The sequence below is a fragment of the Bacteroides sp. HMSC067B03 genome (assembly GCF_001811315.1).
GTDB lineage: Bacteria > Bacteroidota > Bacteroidia > Bacteroidales > Bacteroidaceae > Bacteroides > Bacteroides faecis.
In genome coordinates this window covers 7979-30951 of record NZ_KV804351.1, presented here as the reverse complement: position 1 = coordinate 30951, position 22973 = coordinate 7979, and the positions used below count along the sequence as shown (strand labels likewise).

18 protein-coding genes and 1 pseudogene are annotated in these 22973 nt (G+C 44.3%); 14 read left to right on the top strand and 5 right to left on the bottom strand.

What is annotated here, in order from left to right; all coding sequences use genetic code 11:
• The first annotated feature begins 3 nt into the window (after nucleotides 1–3).
• The 11 genes from HMPREF2794_RS11260 to HMPREF2794_RS11210 all read left to right on the top strand — a co-directional run bounded on the left by HMPREF2794_RS11260 (nucleotide 4) and on the right by HMPREF2794_RS11210 (nucleotide 14679).
• The gene (locus HMPREF2794_RS11260) at nucleotides 4–1203 is read left to right on the top strand and encodes a polysaccharide pyruvyl transferase family protein (RefSeq protein WP_010537731.1); all 1200 of its coding nucleotides are present in this window, start codon (nucleotides 4–6) and stop codon (nucleotides 1201–1203) included.
• 64 nt (nucleotides 1204–1267) lie between these two features.
• The gene (locus HMPREF2794_RS11255; protein ID WP_010537732.1) at nucleotides 1268–2401 is read left to right on the top strand and encodes a Coenzyme F420 hydrogenase/dehydrogenase, beta subunit C-terminal domain; all 1134 of its coding nucleotides are present in this window, start codon (nucleotides 1268–1270) and stop codon (nucleotides 2399–2401) included.
• A 36-nt stretch (nucleotides 2402–2437) separates the two neighbouring features.
• The gene (locus HMPREF2794_RS11250; protein WP_055271552.1) at nucleotides 2438–3361 is read left to right on the top strand and encodes an NAD-dependent epimerase/dehydratase family protein; all 924 of its coding nucleotides are present in this window, start codon (nucleotides 2438–2440) and stop codon (nucleotides 3359–3361) included.
• 64 nt (nucleotides 3362–3425) lie between these two features.
• Nucleotides 3426–4496 (top strand): glycosyltransferase, encoded by a 1071-nt coding sequence (locus tag HMPREF2794_RS11245; protein WP_246839604.1) that lies wholly within the window; start codon nucleotides 3426–3428, stop codon nucleotides 4494–4496.
• Nucleotides 4497–4564: 68 nt separating this feature from the next.
• Entirely contained in the window at nucleotides 4565–5971 is a 1407-nt protein-coding gene (locus tag HMPREF2794_RS11240) for an undecaprenyl-phosphate glucose phosphotransferase (RefSeq protein WP_022301100.1), read from the top strand.
• A gap of 136 nt (nucleotides 5972–6107) precedes the next feature.
• Nucleotides 6108–6908, top strand: a complete 801-nt coding sequence (locus HMPREF2794_RS11235; protein WP_055271551.1) for a polysaccharide biosynthesis/export family protein — start codon at nucleotides 6108–6110, stop codon at nucleotides 6906–6908.
• A 12-nt stretch (nucleotides 6909–6920) separates the two neighbouring features.
• Entirely contained in the window at nucleotides 6921–9362 is a 2442-nt protein-coding gene (locus tag HMPREF2794_RS11230) for a GumC family protein (RefSeq protein WP_055271549.1), read from the top strand.
• Nucleotides 9363–9545: 183 nt separating this feature from the next.
• Nucleotides 9546–12296 carry a SusC/RagA family TonB-linked outer membrane protein gene (locus HMPREF2794_RS11225; protein ID WP_074759478.1) on the top strand — a complete coding sequence of 917 codons (2751 nt, stop codon included), beginning with the start codon at nucleotides 9546–9548 and terminating at the stop codon, nucleotides 12294–12296.
• Nucleotides 12297–12339: 43 nt separating this feature from the next.
• Nucleotides 12340–13971 carry a RagB/SusD family nutrient uptake outer membrane protein gene (locus HMPREF2794_RS11220; RefSeq protein ID WP_010537739.1) on the top strand — a complete coding sequence of 544 codons (1632 nt, stop codon included), beginning with the start codon at nucleotides 12340–12342 and terminating at the stop codon, nucleotides 13969–13971.
• Between the two features lie 86 nt (nucleotides 13972–14057).
• On the top strand, nucleotides 14058–14249 hold the full coding sequence (locus HMPREF2794_RS11215; protein ID WP_055271547.1) for a type II toxin-antitoxin system HicA family toxin: 192 nt from the start codon (nucleotides 14058–14060) through the stop codon (nucleotides 14247–14249).
• 37 nt (nucleotides 14250–14286) lie between these two features.
• A complete protein-coding gene (locus tag HMPREF2794_RS11210; RefSeq protein ID WP_055271545.1) occupies nucleotides 14287–14679 on the top strand; it encodes a hypothetical protein in 393 nt (130 codons plus the stop codon).
• Nucleotides 14680–14803: 124 nt separating this feature from the next.
• Here HMPREF2794_RS11210 and dnaJ read toward each other — a convergent pair whose 3' ends face one another.
• Entirely contained in the window at nucleotides 14804–15991 is a 1188-nt protein-coding gene (dnaJ, locus tag HMPREF2794_RS11205) for a molecular chaperone DnaJ (protein WP_070751531.1), read from the bottom strand.
• Between the two features lie 22 nt (nucleotides 15992–16013).
• Complete coding sequence (locus HMPREF2794_RS11200; RefSeq protein ID WP_010537742.1) at nucleotides 16014–16595, bottom strand: nucleotide exchange factor GrpE; 582 nt, start codon at nucleotides 16593–16595, stop codon at nucleotides 16014–16016.
• Between the two features lie 222 nt (nucleotides 16596–16817).
• On the opposite strand from HMPREF2794_RS11200, the gene HMPREF2794_RS11195 reads away from it, so the two are divergent.
• Nucleotides 16818–18437, top strand: a complete 1620-nt coding sequence (locus HMPREF2794_RS11195; RefSeq protein WP_010537743.1) for an ABC-F family ATP-binding cassette domain-containing protein — start codon at nucleotides 16818–16820, stop codon at nucleotides 18435–18437.
• A gap of 211 nt (nucleotides 18438–18648) precedes the next feature.
• Here the strand turns inward: HMPREF2794_RS11195 and HMPREF2794_RS11190 are convergent, their stop codons facing one another.
• The 3 genes from HMPREF2794_RS11190 to HMPREF2794_RS11180 form a co-directional block, all read right to left on the bottom strand.
• Entirely contained in the window at nucleotides 18649–20841 is a 2193-nt protein-coding gene (locus HMPREF2794_RS11190) for a VapE domain-containing protein (RefSeq protein ID WP_070751530.1), read from the bottom strand.
• Nucleotides 20842–20963: 122 nt separating this feature from the next.
• Nucleotides 20964–21200, bottom strand: coding sequence for a hypothetical protein (locus HMPREF2794_RS28940; RefSeq protein ID WP_168166601.1), 237 nt, complete (start codon nucleotides 21198–21200; stop codon nucleotides 20964–20966).
• Between the two features lie 379 nt (nucleotides 21201–21579).
• Entirely contained in the window at nucleotides 21580–21810 is a 231-nt protein-coding gene (locus HMPREF2794_RS11180; RefSeq protein WP_010537746.1) for a DUF4248 domain-containing protein, read from the bottom strand.
• 345 nt (nucleotides 21811–22155) lie between these two features.
• Here HMPREF2794_RS11180 and HMPREF2794_RS11175 point away from each other — a divergent pair, with 345 nt between their 5' ends.
• Nucleotides 22156–22674: an HU family DNA-binding protein gene (locus HMPREF2794_RS11175; protein WP_010537747.1), complete on the top strand. Its 519-nt coding sequence runs from the start codon at nucleotides 22156–22158 to the stop codon at nucleotides 22672–22674.
• 30 nt (nucleotides 22675–22704) lie between these two features.
• Nucleotides 22705–22899, top strand: a pseudogene (locus HMPREF2794_RS11170) (N-acetylmuramoyl-L-alanine amidase); the annotation flags it as partial.
• Nucleotides 22900–22973 lie beyond the last annotated feature (74 nt).

Genomic DNA, 22973 nt, shown 5'->3' with positions numbered 1-22973 from the left:
AGTATGACTAATAAAAAACTAGCTCTTGTCACTTGCTATTTTCAACCCAATTATGGGAGTCAGTTGCAGGCATATGCTACCCAGTTACTATTTGATAAGATGAAAGTAGAAAATGTAACAATCTGCATAGATGGGTTGCAAAGTGAGATTAATAAAGCGAAATATCGTTATTTCTTGAGCAGAATATGGGATATTAATACAGTAAAAGATAAGTGGGCAACGGTGAAAAAAATGACAGCTATCTATACTAAGGGGAAGGAATATCGGGATAGCATGGCTTTACGTAAAGAAATGTTCAAGAGCTTCAGCCAAACTAAGTTCCATATTTCTGAGGTTTACAACTCGAAGCAAGAGCTTGCCAATGCTGCGCACGAATATGCGGCTTTTATAGTAGGCAGTGACCAGTTGTGGTTACCTTCAAATATTGAGGCTAATTACTATACGTTGAATTTTGTTCCTGACAATGTGCCTAAGATAGCTTTAGCTACTAGTTTTGGTATAGCAAGACTTCCTAAACGACAGGCGCAGAAAGCTGCGAAATTTCTGAAGCGGCTGGATTTTTGCTCCGTACGTGAATTAAGCGGACAGAAAATAGTGAAAGAACTTACGGGAAGAGAAATCCCTGTGGTTTGTGATCCGACTATCCTTTTCGCCGCCGAAGAATGGGATGGTATCACAAAGAAGGAACATTTTGTTAAGGAGCCCTATCTGTTTTGTTATTTTCTCGGCAACAATCCAGAGCAGCGGGATTTTGTGAAACGTTTCAAGGAGAAAACTGGTTATAAGATTGTGCAGCTACAGCATTGCGATGAGTATATAAAAAGCGATGTAGGATTTCCAGATTATACTCCCTATAATGTCGGTCCTGCAGAGTTCGTGCAGTTGATTCGGGATGCGGAGTATGTGTTTACAGATTCGTTTCATTCGTCTGTATTTTCTTTGTTGTATGGGAAACGGTTCTTTACTTTCAGGCGGTATAATAATGATGGCATTGTTTCTACAAATGGTCGTTTGTACTCATTGCTTTCGTTGGTAGGATTAGAGGAAAGACTTTTAAAAGCGGATGAAGACGTGGAGAAGTGTATGTTAATGCAGATTGATTATATAAAGATACATAGAAAATTAGAAACATTAAGAGAATTCACCAAACAATATATAAAAGAGGCTTTGTTCCAATCGGGTATAAATTATGATAACTATTAAAGATAAGTGCTCGTGTTGTGGCTGTTCAGCCTGTGCGTCTGTATGTCCGAAGCATTGCATAACCATGTGTGAAGACGATGAAGGTTTTCTTTATCCGGCTGCAGATGAGAATACATGTATAGAGTGTGGATTATGTGAGGTCGTTTGCCCTGTGATTCATGTACAACCAGATGTTGAGAAGGAACAAAGGGCATACTTGGTACAGCATAAAAATGAGCAGGTATTACGTGAAAGTACTTCTGGCGGTGCATTTACGGCTATTGCTAGATGGGTGCTTGATAGAGGAGGTGTTGTTTGTGGTGCAGGTTTCAGCACTGATTTTGAGGTGGTGCATCAGTGGGCTAATTGTTATGAAGATTTGAGAATGTTTCGTAATAGCAAATATGTACAGAGCAGAATAGGTAACACATACAAGGAAGCGAAACAGTTTCTTATGGAAGGAAAGTGTGTTTTATTCAGTGGTACTCCTTGCCAGTTGGAGGGATTGTTTTCTTTTTTGAGAAAGCCATATGAGAATTTGGTTACGGTAGACGTAGTCTGTCATGCTTGTCCATCTCCATTAGTTTATCGAAAATATTTGGAAGCACAAAAAAAGAAAATAGGATCTGAATTTACGAATATATTGTTTAGAGATAAATATTATGGATATAAATATTCAACTATGTCTATTATTGGATGTAATGATTCTATAGAGTATCATGAGGGAATTGATACAGATATTATGATGCGTGCTTTTTTTGCTAACATGAGTGTTCGTCCTAGTTGTTATCAATGTGCATTTAAAAAACGTTATCGTAATACAGATTTTACAATATGGGATTGTTTCGATGTTGACAAGTTCAGTAAGGAATTGGATAATGACAAAGGGGTAACTCGTATCTTAGCTCATTCAGATTTAGCCAATATTATATTGAAAGAATCCAGTTCTCAGTTGAAAGTACTGGAAATAAATTCAAACAAGGCTGTAGAAGGAGTGAAAGAAATGTTTCATTCCGTTAGCATGAATCCTAAACGTGAAGCCTTTTTTGTCGATTTAAATCTGCTGGATGCAGAAGTTTGTTTCCATAAATATTTTCCTGTAACCTTACGACATCGTTTGGAAAAGCAAGCTCGCCTGTGGACTGCTCGCTTGGGATTGTATAAATATATAAAAAAAATATTCAAAGCGATTAATGGGAATCGGGAAATTAAAAGATAGCTACAGCAAAGACTTGGAGAATAAAAATACAATTTTATGAATATATTATTTATCGGGGGAGCAGGTTTTATAGGATCTAGTTTGGTGAAGCGTTTTATTTCTGATGAAAAGCATTCAGTATTTATTTTGGAACCAGAGTTTGCTGATATATCAAGACTTAAAGATTATAATTTGACAGTCTTTAGAAGTTCTTTGAGCAATATAAATGAAGTGAAGAATATTCTTTTGACCAATAAGATAGAAGTGGTGGTGCATTTAGTGTCAACATTGATTCCCGGCAGTACCTATGATGACTATATCGGTGAATTTAAGAATGTTATATTTCCTTCTATTAAACTGATGGAATTCTGTGCTAATGAAGACATTAAGTTTGTCTATTTTTCCTCGGGAGGGACAATTTATGGTAACAGAACAACATTTCAACCATTTGTAGAAACAGATAGCATGGAACCAATATCCTATTATGGATGGTCAAAGCAAATGATGGAAAATAGTATTTTGTTTAAGAATAGAACTCAGAAGCTAAAATTTCTCATTGTGAGACCTTCCAATCCTTATGGTCATGGGCAAAATCTGTATGGAAAACAAGGATTAGTAGCAGTGGCTATAGGTAAAATTATAGAAAATAAACCTGTAGAAGTGTGGGGAGATGGTTCTGCCATTCGTGACTATATCTATATAGAAGATCTCGCTAATATCTTTTATCAACTGATAAATAAGGATGTTTGTAATGAAACAATCAATTTGGGAAGTGGGAGAGGGTTTTCTGTGAATGATGTACTTGCTTTTTTGAAAATCATTTCAAAGGCAGATTTTAAAATTGAGTATAAAAATGCGCGTCCTGTAGATGTTTCCAATATGGTTCTTGATATAGAAAAAATGAAACAGTTTGTAGATGTGACTTTGACGCCAATGTTGGATGGTATTTCTTCATTCTATCATGAATCAATAAAGATATAATACTATGTTAAGGATAGCTGTAATAGCCGGTGTATTGCACTCGGGCGGTAAACGTAATCTAATAATGGAATACTATCGTCATATAGATCGTACAAAAGTGCAATATGATTTTATCTGCGATTCAGATTCAAATGGTATTCCCGAAGAAGAAATCAAAGCTTTGGGTGGGAGAGTATATAAGGTGGCACCATATAAGAATCTTATTATACATTTGAAGGATACATATAAGATTCTGAAGGAGAATAAGTATGAAGTGATGCATGCTTTTGATAATACGCTCAATATATTTCCTATGTTTTTGGGTAGAATAGCCGGAGTTAAAGTGAGGATATCCGAAAGTATATCGAAAGGTGATAAAAATGAAAAGAAAACACTCATAAAGTATGCCTTACGTCCTTTTTCTCATTGGTTTGCAAATTGTTATATGGCTAATTCTATAGATTGTGGCATTTGGCAATTTGGTAAGAAGACTTATGATAAAGGAGAGGTAAGTATATTTAAGACAGTGATTAATGCAGATACTAATGCTTTTGATGACAAACTTAGAGAAAGTACCCGAAAGAAGTTTGGCTGGGAAAATAAAGTGATATATGGGTTTATTGGTAGATATGTTCCACAGAAAAATCCATTATTCCTAATAGATATTTTCAATGAAATTACAAAAAAACAGGAAAATGCAACTCTGGTAATGATCGGATTTGGAGAGTTGGAGAATGAAATGCATGATCGGATTCAGAGTTATGGGATTACTGACAGAGTTATGAATTTAGGGCGCAGGGATGATATAAACCAGTTTTATAATGCTTTTGATACTTTCTTATTGCCCAGTTTATATGAAGGAATGCCTGTTGTAGGGATAGAGGCACAATGTGCAGGACTTCCTATTTTTTTTTCTAAGAATATCACTGAGGAGACAACGGCATCCGAACTTGCACATTACATTGGATTAGAAGAATCTCCGGTTATATGGGCTGATAAAATAGTTAAAGTGGTTGAAGATTATATGCCTAAACGCAGGAGTTACGCAGCTGAAGTGAAGATAAATGGTTTTGACTCTAAGAGTGAAGCATTAAGAATGCAGAGTTTCTATTTAGCTCAAATAAATTCAGTGGATGGATATGAACGGAATTCCTAAACGTTTACTGTCTAATATGCAGGTGTAAAATCTAAAATATCATTAGTCAATATATAAATGAATAATTTATGCAGGAAGTCCAACGTTTTAATAAAGTCCTAAAATTCATTGTCCTTTTAGGAGATGTTCTTTTATTGAACTTGCTGTTGTGGGGATTTGAACTAATTTTTGGAAACCGGTTCTATTCAGGAGTTTCTTCTTCCCTTTATCAGGGAATGGTGCTGTTGAGTTTATGCTATTTGGTATGTAATATTCAGTCTGGAGTAATTTTGCATCATCCGGTAGTTCGTCCGGAGCAGATCATGATCCGTGTGCTTCGCAACATGGTTCCTTTTGTTTTGTTTTCCATTTGCTTTTTGTCACTTTTTCATTTTGAATTTTTCCGTTCACGGTTATTTGGATTGTATTATGTAGCTTTGCTGGTCATCTTAATTTGCTACCGTCTTGCCTTTCGTTATTTCTTGGAGCTTTATCGTGAAAAAGGGGGAAATGTCCGTATGGTTGTACTCGTCGGCAGTCACGAGAATATGCAGGAACTTTATCATTCAATGACGGACGATCCTACTTCCGGTTATCGTGTGATGGGATATTTTGAAGATTCTCCTTCCGGCTGCTATCCGGAAGAAGTTGCATATTTGGGGCAGCCGAAAGAAGCAGTTGAATATCTGGAACAAAATGCAGGCAAGATAGCACAACTCTATTGCAGTCTCCCTTCCGTGCGAAGTGCGGAGATTGTTCCGCTCATTAATTATTGCGAGAACCACTTGGTACGTTTTTTTAGTGTGCCCAACGTTCGTAACTATTTGAAACGGAGGATGTATTTTGAATTGCTGGGCAATGTTCCCGTGTTATCTATCCGCCGCGAACCATTGGAACTTCGTGAGAATCGTGTTTTAAAACGCATCTTTGATATCATATCCTCATCGGTATTTCTGTGTACTATTTTTCCTTTAGTTTATATAATCGTAGGGATAGCTATCAAACTTAGCTCGCCGGGCCCCATCTTCTTTAAACAAAAACGCAGCGGCGAAGACGGACGTGAGTTCTGGTGCTATAAATTCCGTTCTATGAAGGTGAATGCGCAGTGTGATATTCTTCAGGCTACAGCAAATGATCCTCGTAAAACACGTATTGGCGAGTTTATCCGTAAGACGAGCATTGATGAACTGCCTCAGTTTATCAATGTCCTGAAAGGAGATATGTCCGTTGTCGGTCCTCGTCCTCATATGCTGAAGCATACAGAAGAATACGCACAGGTGATTAATAAATTCATGGTCCGTCATTTTGTGAAACCCGGAATTACCGGTTGGGCACAAGTGACCGGATATCGCGGCGAGACAAAAGAACTTTGGCAGATGGAAGGTCGTGTGAGTCGTGACATATGGTATATTGAACATTGGACATTTATGCTTGACCTGTATATAATCTATAAAACCGTATATAATGCTGTCCACGGAGAAAAGGAAGCGTATTAAGAAATAGAGATGCATGAAAATCTGCAGACAGATGATAGTACATGAATATCTGCAGATTAATGATGCATGAAAGCTTGTTGACAAAATAATCTAAACAACAAAAAATAAAAGAATAGATATCTAATTCATCACAGTTATGAGAATATTGAGTAAATTGATTTTTGTAGTGTTACTGCCTTTTCTGTTCACGGCCTGCCAGTCCTACAAGAAAGTACCTTATTTGCAGGATACAGAAGTAATAAATCAAACAGAGCAGAAAGAAAAACTGTACGATGCAAAGATCATGCCTAAAGATCTGTTGACCATCGTAGTATCCTGTACAAGTCCGGAACTGGCAGCACCTTTTAATCTGACAGTTGCCAGTCCGACGAATTTGTCAGTAGCCAATACCTTGGCTACTACACAACCCGTGTTGCAAACCTATCTGGTAGATAATGAAGGAAAAATCTCTTTCCCTGTGCTGGGAGAACTGAAACTCGGTGGATTGACCAAGAAACAGGCAGAACAAATGATTGTAGATAAGTTAAAACCTTATATGAAAGAGGCGCCTATCGTAACGGTGCGTATGGTCAACTATAAGATTTCGGTGATAGGAGAGGTAACCCGTCCGGGTACTTTTACTATTTCTAATGAGAAAGTAAACTTGCTGGAGGCGCTTGCTATGGCAGGGGATATGACGGTATATGGCTTACGCGATAACGTGAAGCTGATTCGTGAAGATGCTACCGGTAAGCAGGAAATTATTACTCTCGACTTGAATAAGTCGGAAACCATTCTTTCTCCATATTATTGGCTGCAACAGAATGATGTCGTATATGTAACTCCCAACAAAGCAAAAGCCCGTAACTCGGATATCGGTAACAGCACAAGCCTGTGGTTCTCCGCTACCTCCATTCTGGTGTCTTTAGCCAGCTTATTATTTAACATCTTAAAATAACGTTTTGAAATAATGAAAGAAGAATTTGCAAACGAAAGACAACGTGAAGCTGATGACGAGAAGATAGATATTCAGGAAGTGCTTTTCAAATATATCATCCATTGGCCTTGGTTTGTCGGTGCAGTTTTAGTTTGCCTTATCGGTGCATGGATATACTTGCGTATGGCTACTCCTGTCTATAATATATCGGCTACGGTCCTGATCAAAGATGATAAAAAAGGAGGGAATACAGGAGGCATGGCAGGACTGGAAGAACTGGGGTTAAGTGGCTTGATCAGCTCTTCTCAAAACATAGACAATGAGTTGGAAGTCTTGCGTTCGAAGACATTGGTGAAGGAAGTTGTCAATCAGCTGAACCTGTATGTGTCATATACAGACGAAGACGAGTTCCCTTCCAAGAATATGTATAAGACTTCTCCTATTATCGTTAGCCTGACTCCACAAGAAGCAGAGAAGTTGAGCGATCCGATGATTGTTGAAATGTTATTGTATCCGCAAGGCAGTCTGGACGTAGGGGTGACGATTGGTGATAAAGAATACCAGAAACATTTTGAGAAACTTCCTGCTGTCTTTCCGATGGACGAAGGTACCCTGGCATTCTTCCAGTCACCGGACTCACTGATGGCGAATAAAGATACAACGGAAGAGTCTTCAGCTCAGAATGTCCGTCGTATCACGGCAAAAATCAATTCGCCGATGAAGGTGGCTCGGGTATATTGTGAGAATCTGACTATTGAGCCGACCTCTAAAACTACTTCAGTGGCTGTAATATCTCTGAAGAACTCCAGCCTGCAACGCGGACAGGATTTCATCAACCAACTGCTGGAAATGTACAACCGCAATACGAATAACGATAAAAACGAGATTGCCCAGAAGACAGCAGAATTCATTGACGAACGTATTGATATTATCTCGAAGGAGCTTGGAAATACGGAAGCGAATCTGGAGAACTTCAAGCGTAATGCCGGTATAACCGACCTGACCAGTGAGGCTCAAATAGCCTTGACCGGTAATGCGGAATATGAAAAGAAGAGGGTGGAAAACCGGACACAAATCAGTCTGCTGGAGGATTTGCGGAAATATATAAGAGGGAATGAATACGAAGTATTACCAAGTAACGTCGGTTTACAGGATGCTGCATTAGTAGCAACGATTGAACGATATAATGAAATGTTGGTTGAGCGGAAACGTTTATTGCGTACTTCGACAGAAAATAATCCGGCTATTGTAAATTTGGATACGAGTATCCGTGCTATGAAATCGAATGTTCAGGCTACTCTTGATGGTACATTGCAGGGGATGTTGATTACAAAAGCCGATCTTGATCGTGAAGCAAATCGTTTTTCTCGTCGTATTAGTGATGCTCCGGGACAAGAAAGGCAGTTTGTGAGTATTGCCCGTCAACAAGAAATTAAGGCCGGACTATATTTGATGCTTTTGCAGAAGCGTGAAGAAAATGCAATAGCACTGGCAGCTACCGCAAACAATGCGAAGATCATTGATGAAGCTATTGCTGACGACATCCCTGTATCTCCGAAACGGAAAATAATTTATCTGATTGCTTTAGTACTGGGCGTTGGCATCCCCGTAGGCATTATCTACCTGATTGGTCTGACCAAGTTCAAGCTCGAAGGACGGGCAGATGTTGAAAAGCTGACCACCGTTCCTATCGTCGGCGATATTCCGTTGACAGACGAAAAGAACGAGAAGGATGGTTCTATTGCCGTATTTGAGAATCAGAACAATCTGATGAGCGAGACCTTCCGAAATATCCGTACCAATCTTCAGTTTATGCTGCAGAATGACAAGAAAGTAATACTGGTTACTTCTACGGTCAGTGGAGAAGGAAAATCGTTTATTTCAGCGAATCTGGCGATCAGTCTTTCTCTCTTAGGGAAGAAAGTAGTCATTGTGGGACTTGATATTCGTAAACCGGGACTGAATAAGGTCTTCCGCCTTTCGACGAAGGAGAAAGGTATTACTTTATACCTGGCAAATCCGGATACAGACCTGATGAGTCTGGTACAGCCTTCAGATGTCAATAAGAATCTGTCCATCCTTCCGGGTGGAACGGTTCCTCCTAATCCGACGGAATTGCTGGCTCGTGACGGACTGGACAAAGCCATTGAAATACTGAAGAAGAATTTTGACTATGTGATCTTGGATACTGCACCTGTAGGTATGGTTACCGATACCTTACTGATCGGACGTGTAGCAGATTTGTCTGTCTACGTTTGCCGTGCCGACTATACTCACAAGGTAGAGTACACGCTGATCAACGAACTTGCCGAAGAAAAGAAACTGCCTAATATCTGTACCGTTATCAACGGCGTAGACTTGAAACGCAGAAAGTATGGCTATTATTATGGCTACGGTAAGTATGGCAAATACTATGGATATGGTAAACGCTATGGCTACGGTTATGGCTACGGTCAGGAAAATAATAAATCATAGAAATACTGATAAATCATAGGAACACTTGTCAATCATATCAGCATGATAAGCCGTATTTGATTGACAAGCTACAGGAGTACCATAAAATCGTACTGCCCTATACAAAGAAGAAAAGCGAGTGTCTGCACAACCAGATACTCGCTTTTTTTGTTATATTTGTATTATCCCTTAAAAAAACTGATAATTATGGAACACAGCAGACTTACTATTTGGAGCCTTTTTTTTCTGGTAGCTTCATGCGGAAGTGTATTTGCTCAGAGAAAACCAGTTCTTCCTCCTCCCGTAGACTCCCTGATAACGGTAGGCTATGCCACCGGAAGTATGAAAACGATCTCCGGATCGGTGGAGAAAATCACGGAGACACAGATGAATAAAGACCAGATCACGAACCCGCTGGAGGCTATTCGCGGACGGGTTCCGGGATTGACCATTCAGCGTGGAACCAATGGCCCTGCAGCTCTCGACGCAGTCCGCCTGCGTGGTACCACTTCATTGACCAGCGGGAACGACCCGTTAATTATCGTCGATGGAGTATTCGGAGATTTGAGCATGCTTGCCTCCATTTACCCTACGGATATCGAGAGTTTTACCATCCTCAAGGATGCTTCCGAAACATCACAGTACGGATCGCGGGGGGCCTCCGGTGTCATCGAAATCACTACGAAGAAAGGGATGAGCGGTAAGACGCAAGTGAGCTACAACGGTATCTTCGGAATATCCACCGTCTACAAGAACCTGAATATGCTGTCGGCAAATGACTTCCGGAGAGTCGCTTCCGAACGGGGCATCTCTATTCTCGACAAAGGCAACAGTACCAACTTCCAGAAAGAAATTGAGCAAACAGGATTGCAGCAGAACCATCACATCGCCTTCTATGGCGGTTCCAATGAATCCAGCTACCGTGTATCCCTCGGTTTCATGGATCGTCAGGGAGTCATTCTGAATGAAGACATGAAGAACTTCACTTCCAATATGAACATGACTCAAAAGATGTTTGACGGTTTTCTGAACTGCGAACTGGGTATGTTCGGCTCTATCCAGAAGAACCACAATCTGGTAGACCTTCAGAAAACGTTCTATTCTGCCGCTACTTTCAATCCCACCTATCCCAACCACAAAGACCCTGTGACCGGTTCGTGGGACGGAATCACCACCGCCAGCCAGATTACCAATCCGCTGGCATGGATGGAAGTGCAGGATCATGACGCCACTTCCCATATCAGCACCCATGCCCGTCTGACCTTTAACTTGATGGACGAACTCAAGTTGGTACTCTTCGGTGCCTATACCTATAATATAGTCGAAAATTCACAGTACCTGCCCACTTCCGTCTGGGCGCATGGACAAGCATATAAAGGCACAAAAAAGATGGAGTCTCTCTTGGGCAACATGATGCTGACCTACAAGAAAGGCTGGAAGAAACATTTCTTCGACGCCCTCGCACTGGCGGAACTTCAGAAGGAGACTTATACAGGATTCTATACCACAGTCACTAACTTCAACACGGATAAATTCGGCTACAACAACCTGCAAGCCGGTGCTCTCCGTCTTTGGGAAGGCACCAACTCATATTACGAACAGCCGCATCTGGCTTCCTTCATGGGACGCTTCAACTACACCTATGCCGACCGTTACAGCCTGACAGTGAACGCCCGTACCGACGCCTCCTCCAAATTCGGCGCCAACCACAAATGGGGCTTCTTTCCGTCAGTTTCCGCCGCTTGGGTGATCAGTGAAGAAAAGTTCATGAAGCGTCTTCCCATCATTGATAATCTGAAATTCCGTATAGGTTACGGTCTGGCAGGAAATCAAAGCGGAATCGACTCATACACTACGCTGAGTCTTGTTAAACCGAACGGTGTGATTCCTGTAGGAAATTCGGCAGCCGTATCCTTAGGCGACCTGCGCAACACAAACCCCGATCTGAAATGGGAAGTGAAACATACCTTCAATACAGGTATCGACCTGGCTATGTTCGGCAACCGCCTGCTGCTCTCCGCCAATTATTACAACTCCAAGACGACGGACATGCTTTACCTCTACAACGTCAGTGTCCCGCCTTTCACCTACAATACGCTGCTGGCTAATATCGGCTCCATGCGCAACAGCGGTCTGGAAATAGCCATCGGTATCACTCCGCTGAAAACGCAGGACATGGAACTGAACATTAATGCCAACATCACCTTCCAGCAAAACAAACTGCTCTCTCTGAGCGGTATGTACAACGGAGAAATGATTTCCGCTCCCCAGTATAAGAGCCTCGCCAGCCTCGACGGAGCCGGATTTCATGGCGGCTACAATCATATCGTCTACCAAGTGGTGGGACAGCCGCTAGGTGTCTTCTACCTGCCTCATTCCAATGGACTCGTTTCCGACGGAAACGGCGGCTACACCTATGATATTGCCGATCTGAATGGCGGTGGTGTCAGTCTGGAAGATGGCGAAGACCGCTATGTAGCGGGACAGGCCGTGCCCAAGACAATTCTCGGATCGAACATCAGTTTCCGTTATAAGCGCTTCGACCTTTCAGTACAGATTAATGGCGCTTTCGGACATAAAATATACAACGGAACCTCCCTGACCTATATGAACATGAATATATTCCCCGATTACAACGTGATGGAGGAGGCTCCGCAACGGAATATCAAAGACCAGACTGCTACCGACTATTGGTTGGAGAACGGGGCGTATGTAAACTTCGACTACGTGACACTCGGCTGGAACGTGCCGATAGAGAAAGTGCAGAAACTGAAGAAATACGTCCGCTCGCTGCGACTGGCGTTTACGGTCAACAACCTGGCGACGATTTCCGGCTATTCGGGTCTTTCGCCCATGATCAACAGCTCAACGGTCAATTCCACTTTGGGGCTGGATGATAAACGGGGATATCCATTGGCGAGAACCTATATGCTGGGATTGAGTATTAATTTCTAACGACGTCAGAACAACGTACAAACTTTTAACGGAGGAGTAAATCATGAAAAAATATATAAGAAATACAGCTATCGCACTGATGACGGCAACGGCTTTGTTCTCGTGCGACAAGTTTCTGGAAGAGAGTCCCAAAGACAAACTGCCGGAAGATGAAGTCTACAATAACCTCTCGGATTTATATCTGAATGCCGTGGCCTCTCTTTATACTTACATCGGTGGTTATAGCGACAGTCAGGGATTGCAGGGAACGGGTAGGGGAGTTTATGACCTGAACACCTTCACCACCGACGAAGCCATCATCCCCACCCGTGGCGGCGACTGGTACGACGGCGGATTCTGGCAAGGATTGTTCCTGCACCAATGGGGAATTGAAAACGACGCCATCCAAGCCACTTGGGAATATCTTTATAAAGTAGTCATGCTGTCCAACAAATCGCTGGAACGGATCGACCAGTTCTCCGAAACTCACACTGATGCCGAACTTCCCGCCTATCGTGCCGAAGTACGGGCGATGCGCGCGATGTATTACTATTACCTGATGGATCTGTTCGGACGTGTCCCGCTGATACTCACCTCATCTCCATCCATGAAGGACGTCGTACAGAGCGAACGGAAAACAATATTCGACTTTGTGTTCAAAGAGTTGCAGGAATCAGCCCCTTTGCTTAGTGAAGTTCATAGCAATCAGTCCGGTCCGTATTACGGACGCATCACCCGTCCCGTAGTTGTCTTCCTGCTGGCGAAACTGGCATTGAATGCTGAAGTCTACACCGACAATGACTGGACAGACGGACAACGTCCCGACGGAAAGAATCTCTTTTTCGAGGTAAACGGCAACCGTCTCAATGCCTGGCAGACGGTGATCGCATACTGTGACCAGCTGCAAGAAATGGGCTATCGTCTGGAACCGGATTACAAAACCAATTTTACCGTATTCAACGAACCCTCTGTCGAGAACATCTTCACGATTCCGATGAATAAGACCTTGTACACCAACCAGATGCAATACCTTTTCCGTTCCCGTCATTACAATCACGCCAAAGCCTATGGGCTGAGCGGCGAAAACGGGCCGAGCGCCACGATCGAAGCGTTGGAAACCTTCGGCTATGAAACAGCCGGACAGGACCCGCGTTTTGACATCTGTTATTTTGCCGGAGTCGTTTATGACCTAAAGGGGAATGTAGTCCGTCTGGATAACGGAACCATTCTTGAATATCTGCCGTGGAAAGTCGCCCTGGATATTTCGAACACCCCGTATGTACAGACAGCAGGAGCCCGTATGAAGAAATATGAGATAGACGAAACGGCCACCAAAGATGGAAAGCTGATGGAAAATGATATCGTTCTTTTCCGTTATGCAGATGCTTTGCTGATGAAAAGTGAGGCCAAAGTACGCAATGGCGAGAGCGGAGATACAGAACTGAATGAAGTACGCAGGCGTGTCAATGCCTCTTCCCGTACGGCTACACTGGAGAACATCCTTGCCGAGCGGCAACTCGAACTGGCTTGGGAGGGGTGGAGACGTCAGGACTTGATCCGCTTCGGGGAGTTCACGAGAGCATACAGCAGTCGTCCGCAACTTCCGGATGAAGAAAGTGGATATACCACCGTATTCCCGATTCCGGAGAAAATACGGGTGATGAATACAAAACTGAAGCAGAATCCGGGATATTAGCTCAATTCATAGTAAAATAATGAATAAATGTATAAACAGTATTCATATTATTACTATATTTGTGTGGTAATTAAGTCCGAAGTGTTATAAGTTACAAATCAATTAAAGACGTTGTAACTATGTTGCAAGAAAACGGTTTTGTACTAAAGAGTCAGAAAGGTAGCCATATGAAGTTTGAGAAAGACGACAAAATAGTTATTGTACCGAATCATAACAGCAAAGGCGCTGAGAAAGGCACTTATTACAGCATTTTGAGACAAGCGGGGCTGGAAAAATAGCCCCCTTGTTCTCTTGATTAAATAATAGGAGATAAAAATGAAAACAGTAGAAGTAATTGTGGAACACGCAGGGAAGAACTTGAGTGCTTATATCGAAGGTGCTCCGGTTATCACTGTTGGAAATGACATGAGAGAGATTGAGGAAAATATGAAGGAAGCGATTGAATTATATCTGGAAGATAATCCCAATCCTTGTGAACTATTGTCCGGAGAATTGGAATTGAAGTTTAAGGTTGACGCTGCTACCTTTATAAACTATTACAGTAATATCTTCACCAAAGCAGCCCTGAGCCGGATAACCGGAATTAACGAACGTCAGTTATGGCATTATGCCGCCGGTGTGCATAAACCGCGCAGACAACAACTGGAAAAGATTCAGAAGGGTATCCAAGCTCTGACGAAAGAGTTGTCATCCATTCATTTACTGTAATATCAAGTACGCACTATTGTGAAAATAATAGGCATGGAAAATTAAAAAGCTCCGGCATTCCCTACGAATGCCGGAGCTTTTATTATATCTGTGTGGCAGGCTATTATCTCTTAAAGAAGAAAGCCTAGTCAAAGAAACTCTTGAACTTTTTGAAGATCTTCTCCTTCACCGACGTGCTCGGTTTGAAGTTATCCGAAGCCTCCATTTTTTCCAGCGTATTCTTTTCCTCCTTATTCAATGTTTCCGGCACATAAATACTGATGTTCACCAGCAAATCACCTGTACCGTATCCATTGACATTCGGCAAACCTTTTCCGCGCAGGCGGAGCACTTTGCCCGGCTGTGTACCCGAGTCGATCTTCACTTTCACCTTGCCGTCGATAGTCGGAATTTCCACAGCACCACCCAGCGCAGCCGTCGGGAAACTCAGCAGCAAGTTATAGATCAGATCATTTTCGTCGCGGATTAAGTCCGGATGCGGTTCTTCCTCAACGAGAATCAGCAAGTCGCCCGGCACGCCATTATGCTTTCCGGTATTACCCTTGCCGCCCATTGAGAGCTGCATACCTTCTGCCACTCCGGCAGGAATCTTCACCGTCACTACCTCTTCGCCGTATACGATACCGTCTCCGGCACACTCCTTACACTTGTTTTTGATGATTTTGCCTTCACCATTACAGGTAGGACAGGTGGCACGGGTCTGCATTGTACCCAGTATCGTCTGCTGGTTGCGGATCACCGAGCCGCTTCCTTTACAGGTCGGACAAGTCTCCGAACCGCCGTCGCCTTCGGCACCCGTACCATGACAGTGACTACACGGCACATATTTCTTCAGTTTGAACTTCTTTTCTACTCCTGTCGAGATTTCTTTCAAAGACATCTTTACCTTGACGCGAAGATCGCTGCCACGATAACGACGCTGCTGTGAACCACCGCCACCGCCAAAACCGCTGAAACCTCCAAAGCCACCTCCGAAACCGCCGCCGCGACCTCCGAAGATGTCACCGAACATGGAGAAGATATCATCCATAGACATACCTTCGCCACCGAAACCACCGAACGGGCCTCCGTTGCCGGCTGCACCGCTCACTCCTGCGTGCCCGAACTGGTCGTAACGCGAACGCTTGTCCGGATTGCTCAGTACGTCATACGCTTCGGCAGCCTCCTTGAATTTTTCTTCCGCTTCCTTGTCACCCGGATTCTTGTCGGGGTGGTATTGGATTGCCTTTTTGCGGTAAGCCTTTTTAATCTCTTCTACTGTGGCGGTTTTTGCCACCTCCAGCACTTCATAATAGTCTCTTTTTTCTGCCATGCTTCCTAACTAACTTTTGTATTTACTCCCCAACTACCACTTTAGCGTGACGAATCACTTTGTCGTTCAGCGTATAACCCGTCTGTACGCAGTCCAGAATCTTACCTTTCTGTTCTTCCGACGGGGCAGGGATCACAGCGATGGCTTCGTGATAATCCGTATCCAGCGGCTGGTCTTTCGTTTCGATGACCTTCACGCCATTCTGTGCCAGGACAGCCATAAACTTATTATAAATCAATTCTACACCTTCCTTCACGGCGCTCACGTCTTTGGCAGTCTCCATCGTTTTGATGGCACGCTCAAAGTCGTCGATCACCGGCAGAATGCTGCTGATACTTTTTTCGCCACCATTCAGAATCAGTTCCGCCTTCTCCTTGATGGTACGTTTGCGGTAATTGTCAAACTCGGCAGACAGGCGCAGATACTTGTCCTTCTGCTCTTCGATGGCAGTCTGTGCCTCTTCCAGCTCCTTTTCCAACTGCTCCTCATGAGTCAGGGGAGCGGCCTCTTCTGCCTGATCGTTTTGCGGTTGCTCTTCCGCAGTATTCTGAGTTTCTTCCACATTCAGCTCTTCAGCCTTCATTTCTTTTTCTTTTGGATCCATCTTATTATTTATGATTTTATTATTTACGATCTATGATTTAAAATTTTCATCTGCAAAAACTTTGCCAATATGGTCATTTTGCCAAAAACGCTGCAAAGGTAATATATTTATGCCAGATTGACACATTCCGGATAGCTCATAATTCATTTTAAATGCCTACCTTTGCACACTCAAAAAAATAGTAGATAGCAAATAGTAAATAGTAAAATAGTAAATATCAAGATGATTACAGTTTCAAACGTTTCGGTGCAGTTTGGTAAAAGAGTATTGTTTAATGACGTAAACCTGAAATTTACAAGTGGTAACTGTTATGGCATTATCGGTGCGAACGGTGCGGGAAAATCTACATTCCTCCGTACGATCTACGGAGATCTCGACCCTACTACCGGTACGATTGCCCTGGGACCGGGCGAACGCCTGTCGGTATTGAGCCAGGACCACTTTAAATGGGATGCTTACACGGTAATGGATACCGTTATGATGGGACACACCGTGTTGTGGGACATCATGAAGCAACGCGAAGTATTGTATGCCAAAGAAGACTTCACGGACGAAGACGGACTGAAAGTGTCCGAACTGGAAGAGAAATTTGCCGAGCTGGACGGATGGAATGCAGAGAGTGACGCAGCCATGCTGTTGAGCGGTCTGGGCATCAAGGAAGACAAGCATTATACATTGATGGGTGAACTGAGCGGTAAGGAAAAGGTGCGCGTGATGCTTGCGCAAGCATTGTACGGCAACCCCGACAACCTTCTGCTGGACGAGCCTACCAATGACCTGGACATGGAGACAGTGACCTGGCTGGAAGAATATCTTTCCAATTTCGAGCACACCGTGCTGGTGGTAAGCCACGACCGTCACTTCCTCGACTCCGTATGTACGCACACCGTAGACATCGACTACGGAAAGATCAATATGTTTGCCGGTAACTACAGTTTCTGGTATGAATCGAGCCAGCTGGCACTCCGTCAGCAGCAGAACCAGAAGGCGAAGGCTGAGGAGAAGAAGAAAGAACTGGAGGAATTTATCCGCCGTTTCAGTGCCAATGTAGCGAAGAGCAAGCAGACTACAAGCCGCAAGAAGATGCTGGAAAAACTGAACGTAGAAGAAATCAAACCTTCTTCCCGCAAGTATCCGGGCATCATCTTCACTCCCGAACGTGAACCGGGCAACCAGATTCTCGAAGTTTCCGGACTGAGCAAGAAGACGGAAGAAGGCGTAGTGCTTTTCAACGACGTGAACTTCAACGTCGAAAAAGGCGACAAAGTGGTATTCCTTTCACGCAATCCGCGTGCGATGACTGCCTTCTTCGAAATCATCAACGGAAACATGAAGCCGGATGCCGGCCAGTTCAACTGGGGGGTGACCATCACAACGGCCTACCTGCCTCTTGACAATACGGACTTCTTCAACACAGACCTCAACCTGGTGGACTGGCTGAGTCAGTTTGGCGAAGGCAACGAAGTGTACATGAAGGGTTTCCTCGGACGTATGCTCTTCTCCGGCGAAGAAGTACTGAAGAAAGTAAGTGTACTTTCCGGAGGTGAAAAGATGCGTTGTATGATTGCCCGTATGCAGCTCCGCAATGCGAACTGCCTGATTCTGGATACTCCGACCAACCACCTCGACTTGGAATCTATCCAGGCTTTCAACAATAACCTGAAGACGTATAAAGGAAATATCCTCTTCTCGTCTCATGACCACGAGTTCATTCAGACGGTTGCCAACCGCATTATCGAGCTGACACCGAACGGTATCATCGACAAGATGATGGAATATGACGAATACATCACTTCCGACCATATCAAGGAGTTGAGAGCCAAGATGTACGGTGACAAGTAATGTGCTTCATCCGTCAGATACGCTGAATATGCATAGAAGGTAATACTGATAATTACCTTACTGTTAAATAAAGGGAAATGCTTGTTGACTGTCGTCACATTGCTTTTCCCTTTCCTTTTCATTGCTTGTCAGCTGCCGTAGTATCCTGTCCGGCATTCACGGCTGGCTCATCACTCACCGCTCAGAGGTCATGATTCGAAAAGCTCTTCATCTACAAGTCAAAATTCCCCTGTTTAGGAATCTGCGGCAACGTCGAATTAGCTTCTCGTTCTTCCGGTGTGTATTCCACCACCTTATATTCCGTCACTCCGTAATTGCCGTTCCGATTTATAAAATGGTTCTTTTCGAGCACCGTCACCAATGTTTTCTGTGTCTGGGGATTGGACTGAGTACGCCCGTTCAGACTCAGGATAGAGAGCAGATAAGAGGCAGGATACCATTTCGCTTGTATCTCTCCGCCTTTAGCCGCACGGAAATAGAAAAACAGGTTTTCTTCTACCGGGTCTTTCTGGCGAAAACTTTCGTTGCGCTTGTTCAAGAAGGTTACCTCCTCCTTTTCGTACCAGTATCGGTAGCCTTGCCGGTAGAGGGCCAGTGCCTGCGCATAGATGCCTTGGTGATTGACCGGACCGCTGTTGTCAATGCTCAAAATGGTATTGATCAGGTAACGTCTGTTTTCGAGGATATCCACCAGGAAGTGCTGGTCGTTGGTGCTGGCTATAAACGAGGCGCGGCGGATGAAGTTATTCATCTGTAGGTCGAACACTTTGCGTTCCGTCACCACGCCTTGTACGATCAGCCGCTTCAGGCTTTGCATTTGCCAGGAAGGAAGGGTGTCGAACTCGTCCAGGTCGATGATGAGACTGGAGGAGAGTTGCAGCAGATGGTCTTTGTTTTCGGGTATAATCATGCCGCAACGGTAGTAGGTGTCCAGTTCCGGTGGGAGAAGTTTCCGGATAAAGGTACTTTTTCCGCTTCCCTGTCCGCCGTGGAGCAGCAGCAACTGCTGGTTCTGCACTTTATCGTCGATGGCGCAGGCCACCATTCCCACCAGCCAGTGGCGGAGGCTGTCTATGAAGAAAGCCGGGTCGGTGGTTTTGACCCTCTGTGCCAGTTGGGCGATATAATCGGTTTTGCCGTTCCAGGTCGGGAGAGAAAAGAAATAGTGGGTGAAGGGATTGAACGGTTTGGCGTAATCAGAGTCTACCAGTGCCTTGAGGCTGTTTTGCGAGCAAGAGATTCCTTTCATTTGCGCGTTGATGTAGAACGTATTGACGTCTTTGGCACGCAGGATGGCGAAGTCGGAAGACGCCTTTTCATCGGTTGTCGTCGGTTTGCGGCGGAACTCGATCAGCTCTTTCACGATGTTTCTGCGGATTTCGTAATACTCATCCATGAATCTGATCATCTTGCAGATTTTCGGTTCATGGCTTTCCTTTTCTTCCCGGTCCGTCTTCGAAGTATATTGGTAGGCATTGCGCAGGGGCTGTTCGAGATCGAAGTCGGGGATATCGCCGAAGCTGCTGCGTGTCAGGCTGACGGCTTCTTCTTCCGTGATGTGGCGACGGTAGCACTGGTTGCCGAGGCAGTAAAAGAAATTGTCCCGGTTTCCGGTTTCAAGGCGTTCTTTCCGTCGGGTGTATTCCATGGCTTTGCGGAAGTCTAGCTGCACCTGCAGGTCGATCGGAGCCGCGTTTCCCTGTGTGGGGAGGAGCGGAGGCTGTGGGGTGGATTTCCTGCGTTTCTTGTTTTTACATTCTTCTTCGGTCGGCAACGTCACTCGTACGGTCAGCGGCTTTACATTCTCCAGTCGTTCGGGAGAAAGGAAAGCCTCCGGATCGTGTGAGGCAAAGAATCCGCGGCTAAGGTCGCTCCCGCTGGTGTCGACCTTCGTGTGGAGCAGTTCTTCGTACTTCTGGCTTGCCAGGGCGTACATGCGGTGGTGGTAACGTTCCAGTGTGGGGAGGTCGATGGTTCCGAGCGCGTTCAGTTCGGCGCGCAATGCTTCCGGTTCTTCGCCGGTGAGATAGACGAAGATTTTCAGCCCGTGCATGCGGGGGCTGATGAAATCTCCCAACGTGTCGGGGCAGTCGTTCACCAGTTGGCGGTATCCCGGAATCTTTTCTGCCGGCATGTCATCGCAGTCGAGTATGATGATATCCTGATACGTGACGAGGCTGTAAGCCAGTCTTTCCATAGCGTAGGTAGCCGTGACGGTGTAGTAGGGCAGTTGCTTCTTCATCCGGTCTGCTTTCGCCGTGTCTCCCGTTTCCATTGTCTCCCGGAGTCTCCGGATTTTGTCCCGATAAACACTTCCCCGAATAAATTCGAACAACTTCCGGATATCTATACTCCCTGACACAACTGATAACCCCCGGTAGGCGGTTATGGTAATAATTTCCATTTTGTTTGATAAGTTTTAATTGCTGTCGTTATTAACAGGCTGCAAAGGAATAGCTTTTTGTCGGATTAAAGAAACTGTTTTTAGGAAGCTAAAAACAGTTTTTTAACGTAATCTTCGAAATGTTAATCGTTAAGCAGAAGCCTTTTCAGCTTTTGTATCTCATAATCAATTTCTTCTATGCTCAGAGACTCATCCGGGTGATCGTTCTTCCGGAAATTTACTGTCAGAAACAGCAACTGTGCGAAGAATTTGGGACCTTTAATGTTAAATGGAGAGGAGGGGGCGTAGCAGAGGTGGACGATCGGTGTGAGAAATTTCTTTCTGTCAGATGGTTTTACCTCTATTCGGTTGAGGTACATGCTGTTGACATTATCCAGCAGTTGGGTGATGAACGGTGAGATAGCAGGGAATTCTCCCTTTTCGAGTGTTACAGCCTGCTTGTTTTGGTAAATGAAGCCTTCGGAGAAAATGTCTTTTTACTCATGTTTTTAATAATTAGTGCTTATTGTTAAAAGATGTTTCGTTTAAAAATGTCGCAAAGATACAACTTCTTTTTGTGTCTTCATCATCTCTGTTGTTTATTCTTTTTATATACTATTTAATACAGAAAAAAGCGTGTAACGGAGGGGTAAGTCCTACCCCTCCGTTACACGCTTTTTTTCTATAAAAATAAAATACTCTTTCGCGCCTGCGCGTATATAGTAATGTGTAAATCTCCGCATGGGGAGGAAGAGGTGCTTATGGAGTATCCAGGTACCTCACTAAAACAGCCACCTGCCTTTTGCTGTATGCCAGTTCATTCTTTCCTTCCGTGCCGGCATACAGTTCGTGGTAGAGCTCGGGGTTCCGGTGGATCCATTTTCGCATCTTCCTCAATGCGGCTTCGGGATTCAGATGGGGTGCATACAGTTGTGCCAGTTCCGTTTTCAGGTAGACCCGGACTTGAAATTCTTCTTGTGTAGTTTCCATAATCGGTGTTCTTTATATCGGCTGTTCGCCTGATTATTATACTGTAAAGGTATGTATTTATTCTGACAAAACAAAGCGGATGAGCGGAATAATCACTTTGAACGGGAAAGAAAAAGATACCGTTGCCTGTCAGTAAAGAACAGTGAGAGTCAGTGTGTCAAAGTACGTGCCGCTGCACATCGCTACGTGTCGCTACGCACTTGTATGTAACCCCGTAGAGGGGCTATTCCCTATCTTTGTCGTGTTCCTGAGAGGAGAAGCCGGAAGACGTCACCGCTACCTTCACCCGGGCAACAGAGAGAAAATAACTGGAAATTCATTCATTAAAAAAAGAAGAAGAAAATTATGTCTGTGACATTTAAAAAGATTTTACGTAAGTCTCCTTTCGACAAAGAAGGTACGGGCAAATTCTATCCGCAGCTGATCACGTGGGGAAAGCCCGCCACTCTGGATACCATTGCCAAACAGATGAAGGAGAAGAGTTCGCTCACGCTGGGCGATATCAAGAGTGTACTAACAAACTTCGTGGAGGTGATGCGCAGTGAGTTGTACAACGGCCATGCCGTGAACATTGAGAATTTTGGAGTATTCAGCCTGTCCGCCACTACGGTGGGGACTGATACCAAGAAGGCTTGTCTGCCGGAGAACATCCACTGGGTCCGTATCAATTTCCGGGCATCCGCCAGTGTACGTCCCAATCTTGCCGCTACCCGTGCGGAAGACCGTCTGGATTTTGTAGACTTGGAACAGCAACTGAAGGCGCTGAATGGTGGTGAAGGCGGAAGTGAGGTTCCCGATCCTAACCCGGGCGGTGGGAGCGGAGGCGACGGCGGTGACGAGGAAGCTCCGGACCCGACTGTCTAGAAGCAACCGATCATGAACCGTACAACAGGTATGAGAAAGATCAGTCTGATCGTGATTCACTGTTCCGCCACCCGTGAAGACAAGGAACTGACAGCTTTTGATCTGGACACGATGCACCGTCGGCGTGGATTCAACGGTACCGGTTATCACTACTATATCCGCAGGGACGGTACAACGCTTCTTACCCGTCCTGTCGAGCGGATCGGTGCGCACGCACGTGGATTTATACTATTTAACCCTATTTATGTATCTTGTTACTATAATCAATAAAAAAGCCGATTACCATTTCTGATAATCGG